General features: G+C 55.5%; 17 protein-coding genes. 3 read left to right on the top strand and 14 right to left on the bottom strand.

The window, feature by feature from the left end; genetic code table 11:
• Nucleotides 1-143 precede the first annotated feature (143 nt).
• The gene (locus CQ018_RS03105) at nucleotides 144-398 is read right to left on the bottom strand and encodes a glutaredoxin family protein (protein ID WP_105548474.1); all 255 of its coding nucleotides are present in this window, start codon (nucleotides 396-398) and stop codon (nucleotides 144-146) included.
• Between the two features lie 49 nt (nucleotides 399-447).
• Between CQ018_RS03105 and CQ018_RS03110 the strand changes: the two genes are divergently transcribed.
• A complete protein-coding gene (locus CQ018_RS03110; RefSeq protein ID WP_105548475.1) occupies nucleotides 448-1263 on the top strand; it encodes an HAD family phosphatase in 816 nt (271 codons plus the stop codon).
• Between the two features lie 129 nt (nucleotides 1264-1392).
• On the opposite strand, the gene CQ018_RS03115 is transcribed toward CQ018_RS03110, so the two are convergent.
• The 6 genes from CQ018_RS03115 to CQ018_RS03140 all read right to left on the bottom strand — a co-directional run bounded on the left by CQ018_RS03115 (nucleotide 1393) and on the right by CQ018_RS03140 (nucleotide 6745).
• Nucleotides 1393-1491, bottom strand: a complete 99-nt coding sequence (locus CQ018_RS03115; protein ID WP_019174583.1) for a 30S ribosomal protein bS22 — start codon at nucleotides 1489-1491, stop codon at nucleotides 1393-1395.
• 145 nt (nucleotides 1492-1636) lie between these two features.
• Nucleotides 1637-1849 carry a helix-turn-helix domain-containing protein gene (locus CQ018_RS03120; protein ID WP_105548476.1) on the bottom strand — a complete coding sequence of 71 codons (213 nt, stop codon included), beginning with the start codon at nucleotides 1847-1849 and terminating at the stop codon, nucleotides 1637-1639.
• Nucleotides 1850-2039: 190 nt separating this feature from the next.
• The gene (locus tag CQ018_RS03125) at nucleotides 2040-3164 is read right to left on the bottom strand and encodes a 3-deoxy-7-phosphoheptulonate synthase (protein WP_105548477.1); all 1125 of its coding nucleotides are present in this window, start codon (nucleotides 3162-3164) and stop codon (nucleotides 2040-2042) included.
• Nucleotides 3165-3552: 388 nt separating this feature from the next.
• Nucleotides 3553-4896: an NADP-specific glutamate dehydrogenase gene (gene gdhA, locus CQ018_RS03130; protein ID WP_105548478.1), complete on the bottom strand. Its 1344-nt coding sequence runs from the start codon at nucleotides 4894-4896 to the stop codon at nucleotides 3553-3555.
• A 181-nt stretch (nucleotides 4897-5077) separates the two neighbouring features.
• Entirely contained in the window at nucleotides 5078-5566 is a 489-nt protein-coding gene (locus CQ018_RS03135) for an ArsR/SmtB family transcription factor (RefSeq protein WP_374954175.1), read from the bottom strand.
• Between the two features lie 30 nt (nucleotides 5567-5596).
• Nucleotides 5597-6745, bottom strand: coding sequence for an acetoin utilization protein AcuC (locus tag CQ018_RS03140; protein WP_105548479.1), 1149 nt, complete (start codon nucleotides 6743-6745; stop codon nucleotides 5597-5599).
• Between the two features lie 256 nt (nucleotides 6746-7001).
• On the opposite strand from CQ018_RS03140, the gene CQ018_RS03145 reads away from it, so the two are divergent.
• Together CQ018_RS03145 and CQ018_RS03150 are read left to right on the top strand one after the other, a co-directional pair.
• Nucleotides 7002-8441: a TrkH family potassium uptake protein gene (locus CQ018_RS03145; protein WP_105548480.1), complete on the top strand. Its 1440-nt coding sequence runs from the start codon at nucleotides 7002-7004 to the stop codon at nucleotides 8439-8441.
• Nucleotides 8442-8466: 25 nt separating this feature from the next.
• Nucleotides 8467-9105, top strand: coding sequence for a TrkA family potassium uptake protein (locus CQ018_RS03150; RefSeq protein WP_105548694.1), 639 nt, complete (start codon nucleotides 8467-8469; stop codon nucleotides 9103-9105).
• Nucleotides 9106-9200: 95 nt separating this feature from the next.
• On the opposite strand, the gene CQ018_RS03155 is transcribed toward CQ018_RS03150, so the two are convergent.
• The 7 genes from CQ018_RS03155 to CQ018_RS03185 all read right to left on the bottom strand — a co-directional run bounded on the left by CQ018_RS03155 (nucleotide 9201) and on the right by CQ018_RS03185 (nucleotide 17670).
• On the bottom strand, nucleotides 9201-9656 hold the full coding sequence (locus CQ018_RS03155) for a hypothetical protein (RefSeq protein WP_105548481.1): 456 nt from the start codon (nucleotides 9654-9656) through the stop codon (nucleotides 9201-9203).
• A gap of 2 nt (nucleotides 9657-9658) precedes the next feature.
• Nucleotides 9659-10528 carry a pyrroline-5-carboxylate reductase gene (proC, locus tag CQ018_RS03160; protein WP_105548482.1) on the bottom strand — a complete coding sequence of 290 codons (870 nt, stop codon included), beginning with the start codon at nucleotides 10526-10528 and terminating at the stop codon, nucleotides 9659-9661.
• 21 nt (nucleotides 10529-10549) lie between these two features.
• Nucleotides 10550-11389, bottom strand: a complete 840-nt coding sequence (locus tag CQ018_RS03165) for a sugar phosphate isomerase/epimerase (protein WP_105548483.1) — start codon at nucleotides 11387-11389, stop codon at nucleotides 10550-10552.
• A 20-nt stretch (nucleotides 11390-11409) separates the two neighbouring features.
• Nucleotides 11410-12435: a Ppx/GppA phosphatase family protein gene (locus CQ018_RS03170; RefSeq protein ID WP_105548484.1), complete on the bottom strand. Its 1026-nt coding sequence runs from the start codon at nucleotides 12433-12435 to the stop codon at nucleotides 11410-11412.
• A gap of 31 nt (nucleotides 12436-12466) precedes the next feature.
• A complete protein-coding gene (gene topA, locus CQ018_RS03175) occupies nucleotides 12467-15262 on the bottom strand; it encodes a type I DNA topoisomerase (RefSeq protein WP_105548485.1) in 2796 nt (931 codons plus the stop codon).
• A gap of 144 nt (nucleotides 15263-15406) precedes the next feature.
• A complete protein-coding gene (locus CQ018_RS03180) occupies nucleotides 15407-16042 on the bottom strand; it encodes a helix-turn-helix transcriptional regulator (protein ID WP_105548486.1) in 636 nt (211 codons plus the stop codon).
• 11 nt (nucleotides 16043-16053) lie between these two features.
• Nucleotides 16054-17670 (bottom strand): methyltransferase, encoded by a 1617-nt coding sequence (locus CQ018_RS03185; protein ID WP_258142376.1) that lies wholly within the window; start codon nucleotides 17668-17670, stop codon nucleotides 16054-16056.
• Nucleotides 17671-17687 lie beyond the last annotated feature (17 nt).

Raw genomic sequence — 17687 nt, forward strand, 5'->3', positions numbered from 1 at the left:
AGTTCATCAGAAGCTGCGTGGTGTTGCGGGGATGGCATAGGGCTGTTGTGACTCATTCCTTGGATCTCTTCTTGAGACTACGATCTATGCCGTCAGACGGGCAAACTCGTGACTATTGGGATGCTAAATTCGGATCGACTAATTTAGCTGCTCAACAAGGATTCCAAGCGAGCCGGATCAATGACCCAAAAGTCGCGCACCTTCCCGTCAATCATGAGCACAGGCACCTCTTCTGAATGCCTAGCCAAAAGTATTGGGTCTTGGTCAATATCAATTCCACTCCACGAGTAGCCAAGCTTTGCGGTGACCTCATCGAGAATTTCCTTTGCGGCCTGGCATAGATGACACCCGGAACGAATCAAAAGGGTGATCTCATGTGGTGTTTGCTCACTACTCATGCTCTAACGCTACAGCGCCACCGGCTTTTTCGTGCCATAGACTGTGGGGATGCCCGCCACACAAAGCCCTGAAATTCCCCAAGACGAGCATCCCGAGAAACTACGCGCCACTGCTGCTTTCTTCGACGTCGACAATACAATGATGCGCGGAGCCTCGCTCTACGCAGTTGCCCGAAAAATGTATAAGCACAAGGCATTCTCCTTGCGCCAAATCCTCTGGTTCTTACTGCACCAGCTGCGCTTTGCGGCTCGAGGCGAAAGCCTTGGAGACATTCGGGCCATCCGCGATAAGGCCTTGACGTTGGTCGAAGGTTTTTCGGTTGCTGAAATGGACGAACTTGCCGATGAAATCTATGACGAATTCATTGCTGCCAAGATCTGGCCCGGGACTCGAGCCATTGCAGAACAACACCTACACGCCGGCCGGCAAGTCTGGCTGGTGACTGCCACTCCCTTAGAAGTTGCCTCCGTGATGGCACGTAGGCTCGGGCTCACCGGTGCACTGGGTACCTCTGTGGAACATGTTGATGGTGCATATACAGGAAAACTTGTTGGAGAGATTCTCCATGGATCTGCCAAAGCCGACGCCATCAGAGACCTTGCCACATCCGAGGGATTCGATCTTGCTCAGTGCTGGGGTTATAGCGACTCACATAATGACATTCCGTTGCTTGAGGCGGTCGGCCACCCGGTAGCGATCAACCCCGATGGGAAATTGCGTCGTTTCGCCAAGCAAAAAAATTGGACGGTTTATGATTTTCGTACCGGACGTCGAGCAGCAACATTTGGTTTGAAAGCTGCAGGGGTCTCAGGTGCTTTGTGGGGATTATGGCGCAGTGTCGGTGTCATGCGCCGCAATAGATAGGTGAGAACCCGCCTTCTGGCATTGAAGGTTCAAACGGTTTTTTGAATAAAAGCGAAAAGGTGCATTTCCCCGTGAGGAGAAACGCACCTTTTCGCATGCTCAAAATCCGGTTAAAACCGGAAACGGCATTTACTTCTTATTACGACGCTGGTGGCGGGTCTTACGAAGCAATTTACGGTGCTTCTTCTTGGACATACGCTTGCGGCGCTTCTTTACTACTGAGCCCATAGTGGTTCCTCACAAACTGATTCGAATGCCGACTACAAATTCTTCGGCACCAAAGCACCAAATTGCAGCCAACTGGACGTTAAACGTTCCTTAATAGATTACCTGCTTCTGAAGCAGGTTCTGACCACTAAGCGGTCTTAGAGCGTTATCCGGTGCTTGAAATGTCTCCAAAGCCCGCGGCGCGTAGGTATTCTTTCACCGCATTTTCGGGCACCCGGTAGGAACGACCGAATTGTACGGCGGGCAGTTCGCCCGAATGTACAAGACGATAAACCGTCATCTTTGACACACGCATAATGTCGGCGACCTCAGCCACCGTCATGAACTGCGTGTTGGCAAAGTGTTTAGCCTCAACCATTACCCGATGCTCCTGACATTTATTAACGAAGAAGTCATGACCAGTTGAATCACCGTCGATGATTCTTGTTTTACGTCAACGCCCCAAAGTACCCTACAGCCCTCCTCCGCCATTTTAGTGGCGGAAGTGACTCATGTGAATCATTCGATTCTATCTCTTGGATGGCGTGGGTAACAATGTTGCGGCCTCTTTAGCCTCCAGTGACGCTCCACGAGGTACGAACAGCCGTGGCAAGTTCCTCAAGTGCCGCGGCGCTGACGTCCCAGCCCATGCAAGCGTCTGTAACAGATTGGCCGTAGGTCAGCGCTCCTAGGACATCTGTGCCAACTTCAACTGCATCTGGGTCATGCTTCTGTGCACCAGCTACTAGGAAGCTCTCCGCCATGATGCCAGCAACCCTGGAATCCCCCACGGCAATTCGTGCTGCAAGCTCGCTAATGACCTCGGCCTGACGCAGATGGGATTTGCCCGAGTTGGCGTGGCTGGCATCAACGATCAGCCGCGGATTCATTCCGGCACTTTGCATTGAGGAAGAAGCTACGGACACTGCCTCATCAGAGTAGTTTGGTCCTTCGGCCCCACCACGCAGGATCAGGTGTGCATCCTGGTTACCTGCCGTGTTCACTACGGCGGTGCGTCCTGATTCATCTATGCCCATGAATGACTGAGCCTCCGAGGATGCCTGGCACGCATCGATTGCTACCTGGACCGATCCATCGGTACCGTTCTTGAAGCCCACCGGCATGGAAAGACCGGAGACCAATTGGCGGTGAGTCTGGCTTTCGGTGGTGCGTGCACCGATAGCTCCCCAGCTGATCAGATCCGCAAGGTATTGAGCGCTGAGCGGCTCAAGGAATTCGGTGGCCAAGGGAAGACCTAGTTCGCTTACCGCAAGCATGAATTCACGTGCCTTGCGCAGGCCCGCGCCCATCTCGTGGCTGCCATCAAGGTTTGGGTCATTGACCAAGCCCTTCCAGCCTATGGTGGTGCGAGGCTTTTCGAAGTAGCTACGCATCACGATCAACAATTCGCTCTGGTGCTTTTGCGCGGCTTCTGCAAGACGCTGGGCGTATTCAAGGCCTGCTACCGGGTCATGGATGGAACAGGGGCCAATAATGACAAGTAGACGCTGATCTAGGCCCGATAGAACGGCACCGACTTCCTGGCGTGCGCGGGTGATCTTGTAGGCCTGAGCGTCAGTGACAGGTAATACGGCTACAAGTTCGGCGGGGCTCGGCAGCTCGGTGAAGGAAATGACACGCTCATTGGTGTTTGGACGTGTCTGAGTTTCGGCGGTGAGGATGTTCGGGTTCATGATGGACCTTTTCGATTCTGGCCCGCATTCGCGGGCCTAATTTTGAATGCGGCCCCGAACTATCGCTGCGTATTTCTTCAGGGCCGCTATTTTGGAAAATAGCGAAGGGCCCAAGCAATAGCTTGAGGCCCTTGTCGGCTCTGAAGGTGGGTAGGCGAAATTATCGCGTCTTAGGCCCCTCCAGAGCCGACACAAAATACGCATACCAACGATTAGTCATGGTCAACAATGTACATACATCGATCACGGAATCCAAAATCAAGACCCGCTTCCGGCCCCTGGGGCCGCGTAACAATGCGCAATCAAAGAATAAAAGAGTTGGGTTCACACGGTTGAAAAACCGTGTGAACCCAACTCTCACTAAGCCATCATGGCCAGGTGCTTGGTTCTAGATTAAGCCTTGGGCCAGCATTGCGTTGGCGACCTTCACAAATCCTGCAATGTTGGCACCTGCAACATAGTTACCGGGGACTCCGTATTCATCCGCAGTCGAGGCACAACGATCATGAATACCAATCATGATCTCTGTCAGACGCGCCTCGGTGTGCGCAAAGCTCCACGAGTCACGGCTGGCATTCTGCTGCATTTCAAGGGCCGAGGTGGCAACGCCGCCGGCGTTTGCCGCTTTGCCCGGGGCAAAGAGTACTCCAGCATCTTGAAACAGTGCTGTGGCCGAGGCGGTACACGGCATGTTTGCACCTTCGGTCACCGCAAGCACACCGTTGTTGATCAGGCGTTTGGCTGCAACGTCATCGAGTTCATTTTGCGTTGCACATGGAATGGCAACCGTTGCATCTACATCCCAGACGTTTCCGCCTTCTACGTAGTGCACACGCTTGGATTTTGCGCGTTGTGCATATTCGCTAATGCGTCCGCGTTCCGTTTCCTTGATCTGACGCAGCAGTTCAAGATCTAGTCCACGCTCATCAACAATGTAACCGGAGGAGTCCGAGGCAGTAACGACTTTTGCCCCCAGCGATTGCGCCTTGTCGATGGCGTTCAAGGCCACGTTGCCCGAACCAGAGACAACCACGCGCTGACCATCAAAGGTGGTGCCACGGGTTTTAAGCATCTCTTGGGTGAACAACACCGCACCATAACCAGTGGCTTCGGGACGGACCAGGGAGCCACCCCAAGTGATGCCCTTACCGGTGAGTACACCGGATTCGTAGCGGTTGGTGATGCGCTTGTATTGACCAAAGAGGTAGCCGATTTCGCGGCCACCGACTCCAATGTCTCCCGCCGGAACATCGGTATATTCACCGATGTGTCGGTAGAGCTCGGTCATGAACGACTGACAGAATCGCATGACTTCGGCATCGGATTTGCCGCGTGGGTCAAAGTCGGAACCACCCTTACCGCCACCGATTGGCATACCGGTCAAGGAGTTCTTGAAAATCTGTTCGAACCCTAGGAACTTAACGATGCCAAGGTATACCGAGGGGTGGAAGCGAAGCCCACCCTTGTACGGGCCAAGAGCCGAGTTAAATTCAACACGGAACCCACGGTGGATCTGCACGCGGCCCTGATCGTCAGTCCAGGGGACACGGAAAATAATTTGACGCTCAGGTTCACACATGCGCTGAAGGATTGCGGCTTCCGCGTACTCGGGGTGCTTGTGCGACACTGCTTCGAGGCTTTCAAAAACCTCGGTAACCGCTTGGTGGAATTCTGCTTCACCTGGATTGCGACGAAATACTTCGTCGCGGATTGTTGCTAAATGCTGGTCCAAGTCTTATCTCCTTCATCACTTGGGGCAGGCACGAGGGCAAGCTACCACCATGTCTGGCGACGCTGCCCCGCACTAGAGAATGACACGGCTAAGGCCTTCCGACCCAACCGGACGTAATCAATGAACCAGCGGCGCGTAACGTTTTTACCGAAATAAGCGGGTAAAGACAAGGTTCTAGTGGTTAGCGTTTGCGCCCAAACTTCGGTTTGGGTAGGCGCTCAAGGAAGTCTTGGGCTCGCCCAGTGACTTGCTCAAGACCACGGCCCACCGAACGGCCAAGCTGCTGTGCTGCTGCGGTTGCCTGCTGCGAAATCTCGTTGTGGACTACTTCATTTTCATAGCTTCCCACAGCCACAAGATTCTGGACCGGCGCCTGCGGCAGGAAGTCCTCTAGCCATTCTCGTAGATCATGAAATGCCGGTAGCTCAAGGGCATAGAATCTGCGCTGCCCATCTGCTCGCATTGACACCAATCCCGCCTCACGCAACACCTTCAGGTGCTTAGAAACCGTGGGTTGGGAAACGCCCAAGGAGTCAACAAGGAATCCCACCGAGCAGGCTTCTGCACGTAGGGTTTGTAAGAGACGGCGCCTGGTCGGATCGGCCAGCGCGGAGAAAATATCATCATGAGCCACGACAATAACCTTATCGGCATATACGCCCAATGGCATCTTTCGTCTTTCAGAACGCTCGTGGGTTTTTTAGTCGAACCAAGGATCAAGGCCAAAGAATGGGAAGATTTCTTTGCGTGTTGCCATGATTGTCCGGTCAACCGGGTCGGCTGGGTCATAACCAATCTCCCAGGAACGCCACCAAAGTTCCGCCTCATCCCCCATTGTTTCGGGGGTCCAGATTCCGTAGCGATCATGAACATATTCGCGCCATGGTTGTGGGACTTGGGTCCGCAACGGGATTGGTTTCCCCGAGGCAATTGCTACCAGATGGCTCCAGGCACGTGGAACAACCGTGGTGATGTTGTATCCCCCACCCCCGGTAGCAATCCAGCGCCCCTCACATAAGCGTTGAGCTAACTCCGCGATATCCAAGGCGTTTTGCCGTTGCCCATCAATGCTCAACCGGAGATTTGATAGGTCATCTTCAAGATGCCCATCGCAACCGTGCTGCGAAACAATGACCTCGGGAGCAAAGGCCGCGGCCAATTGCGGAACCACTGCATGGAAGGCGCGCAACCACGCGGCATCCCCGGTACGCGCCGGCACGGCAATGTTTACCGCCGTCCCTAGCGCGTTAGGTCCGCCCACCTCATTTGCGTACCCGGTGCCAGGAAATAATGACATCCCCGATTCGTGGATGGAAATGGTCATGACTCGTGGGTCATCCCAGAAAATAGATTGGGTTCCGTCTCCATGATGCGCGTCCACATCAATATAGAGAACGCGGCTAACCCCTTGCGCTAAGAGTCGTTCGATGGCAAGTGCCGCATCGTTGTAAATGCAAAAGCCACTTGCCTTATCCTTGGCCGCATGATGCATACCGCCGGCAAAGTTCACTACGTGTAATGCTTTTTCGGAAAGAATCGATTCGGCGGCCAGGATGGACCCACCAGCAAGCCGGGCACTTGCCTCATGAATTCCCGCGTAGACCGGGTTGTCTTCGGTGCCCAAACCACGCTTCTCGTTGGGGACCTCAGGATTGGCGCTTACCTCATGAACTGCTGCTATATAGGCTGGGTCGTGAACCGCAGCCAATTCTTCATCGGTAGCAATGGGCGGCTCAACAACTTCGAGGTTTGTTCGATCAAAAAGCTCAAGCTCCCGACACAGTCTCGCTGTTAGATCAAGGCGCATGGGGTGCATTGGATGGGTCTCACTGAAGCGATAGTCCATCATTTGCTCGCTCCACGTCACCTGGGTTGGTGGCAAGGGTCCGGTTACGTCTAACACCCCCTTAGACTATGCGATTACCGCGCCCCTTGTGCCTTGAGACACTTCATGATGGCGTCTCATTAGGGTCAATGCTCCCTGCTTATGGTTTCATGCGGCGGGGCAAACTGCACGGAACACACAGCATGGTTTAGTGTGAGATGTTGCGGGAACTACATGTAACTCGCATACTTTTTCCGTCAACCGGGAGCCGCACCACACCATGGGAATCTCTCCTTCCTTCGAGTCAGCGGGAGCGCCATCCGCGCTCGCGCGTGTCGTGGCTCGGTGGCGTGCACGTTTGGTTCAAGGCAGGCGTTTTGCCGCCGACTTCACGGTGCGCTCCCCCGCAAGACTTGCACTGTTCACCTTCGCGTTGGTCATCACGATCTTCACGACTTTGCTTTCAATTCCTGCGGCTTCGGCCACCGGCGAATTCACCCCCCTGCACGATGCACTTTTCACCGCAGTCTCGGCTGTTTGCGTTACCGGTCTAACGGTTGTCTCCACGGCCACCCATTGGTCGTTTTTTGGCCAGCTCGTCATGATCATTGCCGTGTTTGTTGGTGGTTTGGGAATCTTGACGCTCGCCTCGGTGCTCTCTCTTGCTGTCTCGAAGCGGTTGGGTGTGCGCGGTAAGTTGATGGCGCAAAACTCGATGAACACCTCCGCAGCCTCAACCCTAGGTGAGGTTGGTTCACTGCTACGCATTGTCATCACCACCTCCGTGGCAATAGAGATAGCACTTGCCCTGATGCTTACGCCAAGATTTCTCATTCTTGGTGAGCCGTTTGGTCAAGCTCTCTGGCACGGTATTTTTTATTCTGTCTCGGCCTTTAATAATGCGGGGTTCACCCCACACTCAGATGGCTTAGTTCCTTACGAGACTGATCTGTGGATTCTTACCCCACTGATGCTTGGCGTATTTCTTGGATCCTTGGGTTTCCCCGTACTAATGGTCCTTTTGGCCCATCGGTTTAATACCAAAAAATGGTCGCTACACGCGAAGCTAACGCTTTTGGTTACAGGCATCCTATTGGCTTCCGGAACCTTGTTGTGGGCCCTGGCCGAGTGGTCAAACCCGGCAACCATTGGCTCAATGAACACCGGAGATAAGGTCATTCATTCGGTGTTTGCCTCGGTGATGACCCGATCCGGTGGGTTTAACCTGGTTGATCAAAATGAGATGAACCAAGTGACAATGCTGCTCACCGATGCCTTGATGTTTGCCGGCGGTGGTTCCGCATCTACAGCAGGTGGCATCAAGGTAACGACCATTGCGGTAATGTTCCTTGCCATCTTTGCCGAGGCACGCGGCGATACCGATGTGCGAGCCTTTGGCCGGCGGATTCCCGAGGGCACCATGCGTGTTGCTATCTCGGTCATTGTGCTGGGTGCCACCCTAGTCTCAATGGCAACCGCTGCCTTGCTGGTCATAAGCGGAACCACCATGGAACGTGCACTTTTTGAATCAATTTCCGCGTTTGCCACCGTGGGACTTAGCACGAACTTGTCTGCCGAGCTTCCGCCCGCCGGTAAGTATGTGCTTTCGGCGCTGATGTTTTCGGGCCGTATCGGTACCATTACCTTGGCTGCAGCTTTGACTTTGCGGCAACGAAACCAGCTTTACCATTACCCCGAAGAGAGGCCGATCATTGGCTGATAAGAAGTCCGACCACAATGCCCCGGTGCTTGTCATTGGGTTAGGTCGCTTTGGCGCATCGGTGGCCGAACAATTGGTTCGCCAAGGTCGTGAGGTCTTGGCCATTGAACGTAACCAGGAATTGGTGCAGAAGTGGGCTTCGGTGCTCACTCACGTGGTAGAGGCGGATGCAACTAATATTGATGCGCTACGTCAACTGGGTGCTCAGGATTTTTCCTCGGCAGTGGTTGGGGTCGGAACCTCGATTGAATCATCGGTTTTGATTACAGTGAACCTTGTTGATCTTGGCATAGAGCATTTGTGGGTCAAGGCCATTACTCCCTCACACGGCAAAATTCTTACCCGCATTGGTGCTAACCATGTGATTTATCCGGAAGCCGACGCGGGGGTTCGCGCCGCGCACCTCGTGGGTGGCCGCATGCTCGACTTCATTGAATTTGATGATGGGTTTGCGATAGTGAAGATGTACCCACCCAAGGAAACCCAGGGGTTCACGCTTGGCGAATCACAGGTTCGCTCCAAATATGGTGTCACCATTGTTGGAGTGAAATCCCCGGGTGAGGATTTTACCTACGCGCAGCCCGATACCAAGGTCACCCGGCGTGACGTATTGATTGTCTCAGGGCATGTGGATCTGCTTGAACGTTTCGCTGCACGTCCTTAGCAATAAAACCAGTGGCCCGTGTACCGGTGGAATCCATAGTGGATTCCTGCGGTACACGGGCCACTGTCATTCCAAAGCGCAAAAGGGGGCCAAGATCAGTGCGTTGTTGAGTGAATAAAAAACGGTTCACTTTCCAGTGCACAGGTCCCGGCAACCTTGAGCGATTCCTCATTCAGCTGCCCAAAACCCCCACCAAAATTCACTGTGTCCCCGACGTTATAGGTTTTTTCCCCGACCTTGAGTGCTGGTATTTGCCCGTCAATAACCGTTGAGCCGACGGGAAAAACGGCCCAGGTTTCTTTTCCTGTCGAATCCATGACCTCAAAGCAGCCACCCGAGCCCAACACCAAGGGGCCACTGAGTTGAGCGGCCATTGCGGTGCCAGTGTTTGCCTCGGTGCTAACCACTGCCGAGTAACCAGCTTGTGAGGTGGAGAGAATAACGTTGGCTTTCTCCTGCGCCCCGCATCCGCTCAGACTCAGACCCACAAGGGGCACCGCGATAGCCGCGCTTACCCGCAATACTACTTTTTTGATGTTCTTGGCCTGCATGGCTAAGCCAGTTCCGCACTGATCTGCGCGGCACGTGCTGCCGCGGCCGCGGTGGCCTTGGCCATGATCTTTGGCAATTCCTCCGCATCAAAGGTTGCGATGGCGCGTTCGGTGGTTCCATGGGGGCTGGTGACGGCCTTACGCATGGCAACTGGGTCGGCGTTCGGATCGGAAAGCATCTTTCCTGCACCGGCGATCGTGGCACGGGCAAGATCCATGGAAAGTTTCGGGTCGAGTCCTAGCTCAACTCCAGCGTTTGCCATGGCTTCAACCAGGTAGAAGGCATAGGCAGGTCCCGAACCACTGATGGCCGAGACGGCATTCTGTTGGGATTCGGGAACCACATGAACCACGCCGGAACCCGAAAGCAGCCCAACGATTTCGGCTAGTGCTGCTTCGGAAACCGTTTCTCCGGCGCTGAGTCCCACAGCTCCTGCGCCAACCATGAGCGGAGTGTTAGGCATTGAGCGCACAATCGGCTGCCCGGGGTTCAGATGACCTGCCATCATCGCGATGGTGATAGCGGCCGCTACCGAGACCACCACGGCGTGGGGTGCCAAGGAATCCCTGATCTCATCGCATAGGTCTTGGATACCTACGGGTTTCACACCCAGAAACACAATCTCCGCGTCTTGGACCGCGAGTCGGTTAGCCTCTGGGGTTTGCTCCCCCACCAGCACGTTGACACCGGTTTCGGTGCGCAGGGATTCTTCACGGTTCGCGGAGCGCACCGTTGCTGTGATTGCTTGTGGGTTGTGTCCGGAGGAGAGAATGCCGCGTAGCACTGCCCCATTCATTGAACCGGTGCCCAGGAAGGCAAGTTTGCGTTCGGTACTGGCTACAGATGAAAACTCAGAAGTCATGAGCCCCATTCTGTCATGGGCCAAGGGACTTTAGATTGAGTGTGTACCGGTTTCGGCGGGCTTGGCCAGCGGAGCTAGGTGACGTCGCGCAAATTCGAGGGTTTCACCAAGCCAAGCTTCACGTTCCCCCGCGCCCTTGGCTTTGCGGGTTGATACCTCAACTGCAACAACACCGTCCCAGGCGGAGTCACGCAAGAATTCGATGGCTTCAACTACTGGCTGGGTTCCAAGACCTGGCACCAGGTGCTCGTCCTTGCCATTATCTTTACCATCGCACAGGTGCACGTGGCTCAGCCGCCCACCAAGGTCCCGGAAGGCGGCCGCAGAGTCCATATCTGCTATTGCCGAGTGTGAAAAGTCCCAGGTCACAAATTCGTAGGGTTCTGGGATCGGGTTCCAGTGCGGCAAATACATTTTTGCTTCACGCCCACGGGCTCGCCACGGATACATATTTTCTACGGCAATTTTCACACCGTACTGTTCCATGATGCGTTTGATACCACTTGAAAATTCGGTGGCGTAGGTTCCCTGCCAACGGAAGGGTGGGTGGGCAACAACAACGTCGCACCCCACGTCTACCGCCATGGCCGCCGAGGCTTCAATCTTGTTCCATGGGGTTCCCCAGACCTGCTGAGTCAGCAGCAGAGTTGGCGCATGGATAGCCATAATTGGTTGTTCATAGCGCTCGGCCAGACGATTGAGCGCCGCAGCGTCTTGTGAGATCTGGTTGCCAGTCACCAAGACCTCAACACCGTCGTATCCCAGATCGTGGGATACAGCGAAAGCGTCATGCACGTTCAGCGGATAGACCGAGGCACTTGAAAGGGCAACTGGAATGGGGGCTGTGCTACTGATACCTGACTCGACCATGGCATGGCCCCTATCTCTTACTAAAGAACGCTAGTGCTCCGGGACATGGAAACCAAGGACGATTGGCCCAGGGCAACCTCTCCAACCCCCACGCTACTACTGAGCGGGGCAGTGGAGTCAAACAACACGTGATCAAAGCGCCGTAGCATCAAGCCCTCACGCAGTGCCCACGGACAAATACGCAAGGATTTAATCTTTAAGGCATTCATCGCTTCTAGAGCAACAATCGCTCCGGCCAACATTTGGGGGGCACGAATTGCCGAAACTCCGGGCAGGTCTGCGCGTTCGTCCCAATTCATGGCAATCAAGCGGTTGGTCCAGACCTTGAGCGATTCGGCACGTAGCACACGTTTAACGTAGGGGCCTTCGGCCGAGGGGGCTGCCCCGGTGATCCGTGCCAACGACCTAAAGGTCTTTGAGGTACCGGTGACCATGGTTGGTTTCCCAAATTGGCGTAGCTCGGCCACGGGCTCGGCAAGTACCTCACGTATATGGTTACGCAATGCCTTGACCTGTTTGATGGTTGGCGGGTCTTGCGGTAACCATTCACGAGTCAACCGTCCGGCGCCCAGGGGTACCGAATGAGCAAGTGTGGGGAATTCGTCCTGGCCCAGGGCCATTTCGAAGGATCCGCCACCCATGTCTAGGTTGAGAAGAGTTTCGGAGCTCCACCCAAACCAGCGGCGCACCGCGTAGTAGGTCATCCCGGCTTCCTGCTCGCCGGTCAGTTCGGTAAGCACAACTCCTGTTTCATCAACCACGCGTTGGAGAACTTGTTCACCATTTGCCGATTCACGAATTGCCGAGGTGCAGAAGGCCAAGAGGTCTTCTGCATGATGATTTGAGGCGAATTGGGCGGCTTCATGAACAAAGTCAAGGAGCTCGGCCTGCCCCGCCTCATTGATGGCTCCGTGCTCATCAAGATATTGGACCAGGGATAGTGCTCGTTTATGCGAGGCGAAGGGCACCGGGCGGGCGCCCGGATACGCGTCAACAAGTAATAGGTGAACCGTGTTCGACCCGATATCTAGAACGCCCAACCTCATGTGGTGCCCTCTCGCCTCAACATCACAGAACTTACTGTTCGGTCTTTTTAGCAGGTGCCTTCTTGGCGGCAGGCTTTTTGGCCGGAGCCTTCTTAGCAGGTGCCTTCTTGGCGGCTGTGGTTGCGGTCTTGCGCTTGACCGGTCCCTTGGCACGCTTATCTGCCAGCAGCTCGATGGCACGCTCGCGAGTCAGCTCTTCAAGGGTGGTATCCCGCGGGATGGTGATATTGGTGATGCCATCGGTGATGTAAGCACCGAAGCGTCCCTCCTTGACCACAATATTCTTCTCAGAGACCGGATCGACACCGAATTCGGCAAGCGGGGGTACCGCGGCGCGGGCGCCACGAACCTTCGGTGTCGCGTAGATCTCCAACGCCTGTTCCAAGGTAATGGTGAAAATTTCTTCCTCGGTGCCAATGGAACGCGAGTCACTACCCTTCTTCAGATAGGGACCAAAGCGGCCGTTTTGCACGGTGATCTCTTCGCCCTCGGCATCCGCACCAAGTACTCGCGGAAGCGAGATGAGCTGCAGTGCTTCTTCAAGGGTTACCGTTTCAACACTCATGGTTTTGAACAGTGAGCCGGTGCGTGGTTTGGCCTTGGTTGGCTTCTTCGGTGGCTTGGGTTTCCCGTTCTTGTAGTACTCGACCGGCATCGCTGCCAGTTCCTCGGCGGTGGGTTCCACGATAACCTCGGTGACGTAGGCACCGTAACGCCCGTCCTTTGCCACAATGGTGCGTCCGGTTTCCGGATCCACACCCAGCACGCGTTCGGAGGGTCCTTGGTTTTCCATCAGCTCGATTGCCTTTTCGGCGGTGAGCTCATCGGGGGCCAGGTCTTCTGGAACGTTTGCACGCTGCGGCTCGGTGCCTTCCGGGGCATCTGCCGGCAGTGGCTTTTCAAGGTAGGGACCAAACTTGCCAACACGCAACACAATGCCCGGGGCAATATCGATCGAGTTGATGGCTCGAGCGTCAATATCCCCGAGGTTTTCCACTACCGACTGCAGACCCGGCTCGCCGGATTCTTCGGAGCCAAAGTAGAAGTTTTTCAACCAGGCGCTGCGCCCGCGGGTGCCGTGGGCGATCTCATCGAGGTCGTCCTCCAGCTTGGCGGTGAAGTCGTAGTCGACGTACTTGCCGAAGTGTTCTTCAAGCAGGCGCACCACGGAGAACGCGATCCAGCTTGGCACCAGAGCCCCGCCACGCTTGGTGACATAGCCGCGGTCCATAATCGTGGAGATCGTTGGAGCGAAGGTTGAGGGACGACCGATTTCGCGGGCTTCAAGCTCTGCAACAATCGAGGCTTCGGTGTAACGTGCCGGCGGGCTGGTGGTGTGCGATGCCGCTTCAATGCCGGTTCCGGCCAGCGGATCGGAGACCTTCAGCTGTGGCAAGCGAGCTTCCTCGGCAGCATCTGCTGCCTCGGCCTCACGAGCCGCGTCGCGGCCTTCCTCGTAAGCGGCCATGAAGCCGCGGAAGGTGATCACGGTGCCGGATGCGGAGAACTCCGCTACCTGGCCTGTGGTTGCCTCACCGGCAAGCTTGATGGTTGCCGTGAAGCCCTTGGCGTCTGACATCTGGGAGGCAACTGTGCGCTTCCAGATCAACTCGTAGAGACGGAACTCATCTGCCGAGAGCTGTGCACGCACCGTGGCCGGGCGGCGGAATGAGTCACCCGCGGGGCGGATTGCCTCGTGGGCTTCCTGTGCGGCACCGGATTTTGCCTTGTAGACGCGTGGCTTTTCCGGAACCGATTCGGAACCGTAAAGTTCTGCTGCCTGCTTACGTGCCGCGTTCACTGCCTCGTTGGAGAGGAACACCGAGTCGGTACGCATATAGGTGATGTAGCCGTTTTCATACAGGCGCTGGGCAACCTGCATGGTCGACTTCGAGCTCCAGCGCAGCTTGCGGCTTGCTTCCTGCTGCAGCGTGGAGGTGGTGAAGGGGGCTGCCGGGCGACGAGTGTAAGGCTTTTCGTCAACCGAGGTGACTGCAAAGTCGGCATGTTCCAGGCCCTGGGCTAGGGCTTGGGCCTTTGCCTCATCTAGGTGCGCTACCGCACCAGATTTTGGAGTTTTTAGTTCACCGCGGTCGGTGAAGTCACGGCCGGTTGCCACGCGGGCACCGTCAACCGAGGCGAGCTTTGCACCAAAGGTTTCGCCGTTATTTGTGGCGAAGGTACCGGATAGATCCCAGTAGGAAGCGCTGCGGAAGGCCATGCGTTCGCGTTCGCGCTCCACGACCAGTCGGGTTGCCACGGACTGCACGCGGCCTGCGGATAGTCCACGGGCTACCTTGCGCCAGAGCACCGGGGAAATCTCGTAACCGTACAGACGGTCAAGCACACGGCGGGTTTCTTGGGCGTCGACAAGGTCGGTATCTAGCTCACGGATGTTCTCCATGGCACGGTTGATACCTTCTTGGGTGATTTCGGTAAAGGCCATGCGGTAGACCGGGACCTTGGGTTTAAGCACCTGGAGTAAGTGCCACGCGATGGCTTCGCCTTCGCGGTCCGCATCTGTTGCCAGATACAGAGCGTCGGCATCTTTGAGTTTTGCCTTCAGCTCTGAGACGCGCTTCTTCTTGTCTGGGTAGACAACGTAGTACGGCTCAAAGTCGTTGTCGATATCTACTGCGAACTTGCCAACCGAGGTCTTTTTCAGTTCTGCGGGCAGCTCAGATGGCTGCGGCAAGTCTCGGATGTGTCCTACCGAGGCGTCGACTTCAAAGCCCTCGCCCAAAAACTTGGCGATGGACTTACTCTTTGCCGGGGACTCCACGATAACGAGTTTTTTTCCGGTCTTTTCTTTGGCCTTGGCGGGCACAGTACTCCTATTAGCAACCAGTGGTGCACCAAAGTGGGCGCACAGCACATTCCCTGCTCTAGGTTAGCCGCATTCTGGTCCGTGAAAGCAAGCGCACGCCGCCAAGCGAAGGGAAATCCGAACGGCGTGCAGTGTTTTTGTCGCTTATTCGCTGCGAATTTCAGGCAGGAAAGAGAGCAAATAATAGAGGCGTTCGCCATCTACTCCGCGCTCTTCAGGTTCTGCCAAAGCCTCGTATTCATAGACCAGATCATAGACACGGGCAATAAATTCTTTGCGTTGGGATTCGGAAAGGAAGACCACCCCGGTGGTAAGTACCGGGGCACGGTCTGCTTCCGGTTCATGTCCGGCCCTGCGTTCTTCATCACGGCGCCCAATTTCGGCGGTGAGTCGTTCCCTAAACGCATTGAGCTGCACGTTTAGGTACGCGTTCTTGGCCGATACCGAGTCCGTGAGCGATCCGAGAACCAGTTCGTCACCAGCTGCTTTCCAACGACGTTCGCGTCCATCGCCCTCATTTGCTGCACGAATCACGTAGCCGTATTTTTCTAAGGCACGCAAGTGATAGCTCATGGCGCTGGGGGTTAGATTGCAGCGTGAGGCAAGCTCGGTGGCGGTACGGGTTGACTGAGATGCGAAGAGTTCCTCTAAGACAGTGAGTCGCGCCTCATGAGCGAGCGCACGAATAGCCTGAGGATCGCTGATTGTCACCGATTTGGTGGGCGTATGCGTGAGAGCTCGCTCTTTGGCAGCTGGATTCACGGAAGTGTTCTGGCTCATACGAAAAAACTTTAGCTGTTGTTTCGCATCTCGAGTAGAAAGCCTCGCTTAATAAGTCGAATAACCCCTTCATAAAGGCGCTGAGAAAATTCTGTATCGCCCTCACCCAGCAGCGAATCCAGCGCGCCGACTAGGGCAGATACGCTTAAATCGCCATCACAGGCGGAAACGAAGCCGGCCAAGGCGGTATCCATGATTTCGGTACGGCGCAAACCTGCACCTTGGCGCAAGAGAATCACCCCGGGGTGCTCGGCACCGGGACGTTGGTGACGTTCCTCGGTAACATCCTCGGCAACCACCAGGTGGGTATCTCCCAAGGTCTCAAGATCCAAGGCATCCGCACTGTGAATTGCCGCAGCAAGATAGGGCCCGATGGGCTGCTCGATGGGGTAGGTGATTTCTTCAAAGAGCTGACCCATGGGCGTCACGCTCGGGTTTTTCGGGCGGCGCAACCAGACCATTCCAAAGCCAATTGCCGCAACATTTCGTGAGGCAAAATCATCAAGGTACGCGCCGTATTGTTTGGTAAACGCCTGCCTGTCACGTCCTTGAGAGGCGTCTTGCAACCAGGTTTCCGCGTATCCGGTCGTGCTTACCTGTTCCCGTTGGATAAACCAGGCTTCAACACCGGGGATGAGCCAGGAACGCGGACCGCCACTCCAGACTAATTCTTGGGAAGCACTTTCCGGTTCATTGATCTCCCAGTTGGCAAGCATTTGGGCGCTTCCTCCGGGGCTCAGCACGCGAGGAAGTTCCCGCACCAATGTTGCCACCAAGCTATCTCCGGGCATTCCACCATCGCGGTAAGTAAAGCGTTCGTCCTCGCTTTCGCCACTGTGGCGCGGGGTGATCACAAATGGTGGGTTGGAAACCACAAGATCAAATTGTTCACCAACCACCGGTTCTAAGAGGCTGCCCAGACGCAGTTGCACACGGGCCTGAAGATCTCGTGGGTTCAGCCCCAGTGCCGCGTGATTCAGCAGCAGGTTGAACCTAGTGAACCCCAAGGCACGGGCGGATATATCTGTTGCGACAACATGTTTGGCGTGTGACAGGAGATGGAAGAGCTGAATACCGCAGCCAGTTCCAAGATCAAGCGCCGATTCCACCTGAGGACGGATGGTCGTTTGGGCAAGAGTCAAGGATGCTTGACCAATACCCAGTACATGGTCGTGGCGCAAAACTCCGGCACGTTGGTGAGCCCCCAGATCACTAGCAACCCAGATTTCTGCATCCGCGTCCGAGGCATGTGGGCGCAAATCAACGCGGGCTCGGAAGGAACCGGAAACTTCCGGGTGCTCTTCGACTAATCCCAAGGTTTCAAGCCCGGCACGGCTAAGCGTGGGGAACGCTGCTTCGAGGTCATCTTGAGTGACTTCGCGTCCCAGCATAAAGAGGCAAAGAATCGTTCCAAGCGCCGCTGGTTCTTCCTGTGCAGCAATCAGGCGCAGCGCGGGAATGAGCTGGTCTCGCATCAAGGCCTCGTGGGCAAGCTCGCCCAGGAACTCGATGATGGCCTCGTGGCTAAAGCGTCCACGTTCCAAGTCGCTTGCCAGCGCATTGAGTAATTCTTGGTTATCGCTGCGCGGCGCATCTGGAACCGTTGCGTAATTTTCTTTGGAAGTCACGGCCTCAAGTCTAGCCA

Origin of the sequence: Arthrobacter sp. MYb227 (assembly GCF_002975435.1) — a bacterium.
Classification (GTDB): Bacteria; Actinomycetota; Actinomycetes; order Actinomycetales; family Micrococcaceae; genus Paeniglutamicibacter.

Bases quoted from the DNA above. Each gene is read 5' to 3' on its own strand.
- proC (WP_105548482.1), bottom strand. From the start codon at position 10,528: ATGGGGCTCATGACTTCTGAGTTTTCATCTGTAGCCAGTACCGAACGC.
- CQ018_RS03115 (WP_019174583.1), bottom strand. From the start codon at position 1,491: ATGGGCTCAGTAGTAAAGAAGCGCCGCAAGCGTATGTCCAAGAAGAAG.
- CQ018_RS03105 (WP_105548474.1), bottom strand. From the start codon at position 398: ATGAGTAGTGAGCAAACACCACATGAGATCACCCTTTTGATTCGTTCC.
- CQ018_RS03120 (WP_105548476.1), bottom strand. From the start codon at position 1,849: ATGGTTGAGGCTAAACACTTTGCCAACACGCAGTTCATGACGGTGGCT.
- CQ018_RS03110 (WP_105548475.1), top strand. From the start codon at position 448: ATGCCCGCCACACAAAGCCCTGAAATTCCCCAAGACGAGCATCCCGAG.
- CQ018_RS03145 (WP_105548480.1), top strand. From the start codon at position 7,002: ATGGGAATCTCTCCTTCCTTCGAGTCAGCGGGAGCGCCATCCGCGCTC.
- CQ018_RS03155 (WP_105548481.1), bottom strand. From the start codon at position 9,656: ATGCAGGCCAAGAACATCAAAAAAGTAGTATTGCGGGTAAGCGCGGCT.
- CQ018_RS03125 (WP_105548477.1), bottom strand. From the start codon at position 3,164: ATGAACCCGAACATCCTCACCGCCGAAACTCAGACACGTCCAAACACC.
- CQ018_RS03135 (WP_374954175.1), bottom strand. From the start codon at position 5,566: ATGCCATTGGGCGTATATGCCGATAAGGTTATTGTCGTGGCTCATGAT.
- CQ018_RS03180 (WP_105548486.1), bottom strand. From the start codon at position 16,042: ATGAGCCAGAACACTTCCGTGAATCCAGCTGCCAAAGAGCGAGCTCTC.
- CQ018_RS03165 (WP_105548483.1), bottom strand. From the start codon at position 11,389: ATGGTCGAGTCAGGTATCAGTAGCACAGCCCCCATTCCAGTTGCCCTT.
- CQ018_RS03140 (WP_105548479.1), bottom strand. From the start codon at position 6,745: ATGATGGACTATCGCTTCAGTGAGACCCATCCAATGCACCCCATGCGC.
- CQ018_RS03170 (WP_105548484.1), bottom strand. From the start codon at position 12,435: ATGAGGTTGGGCGTTCTAGATATCGGGTCGAACACGGTTCACCTATTA.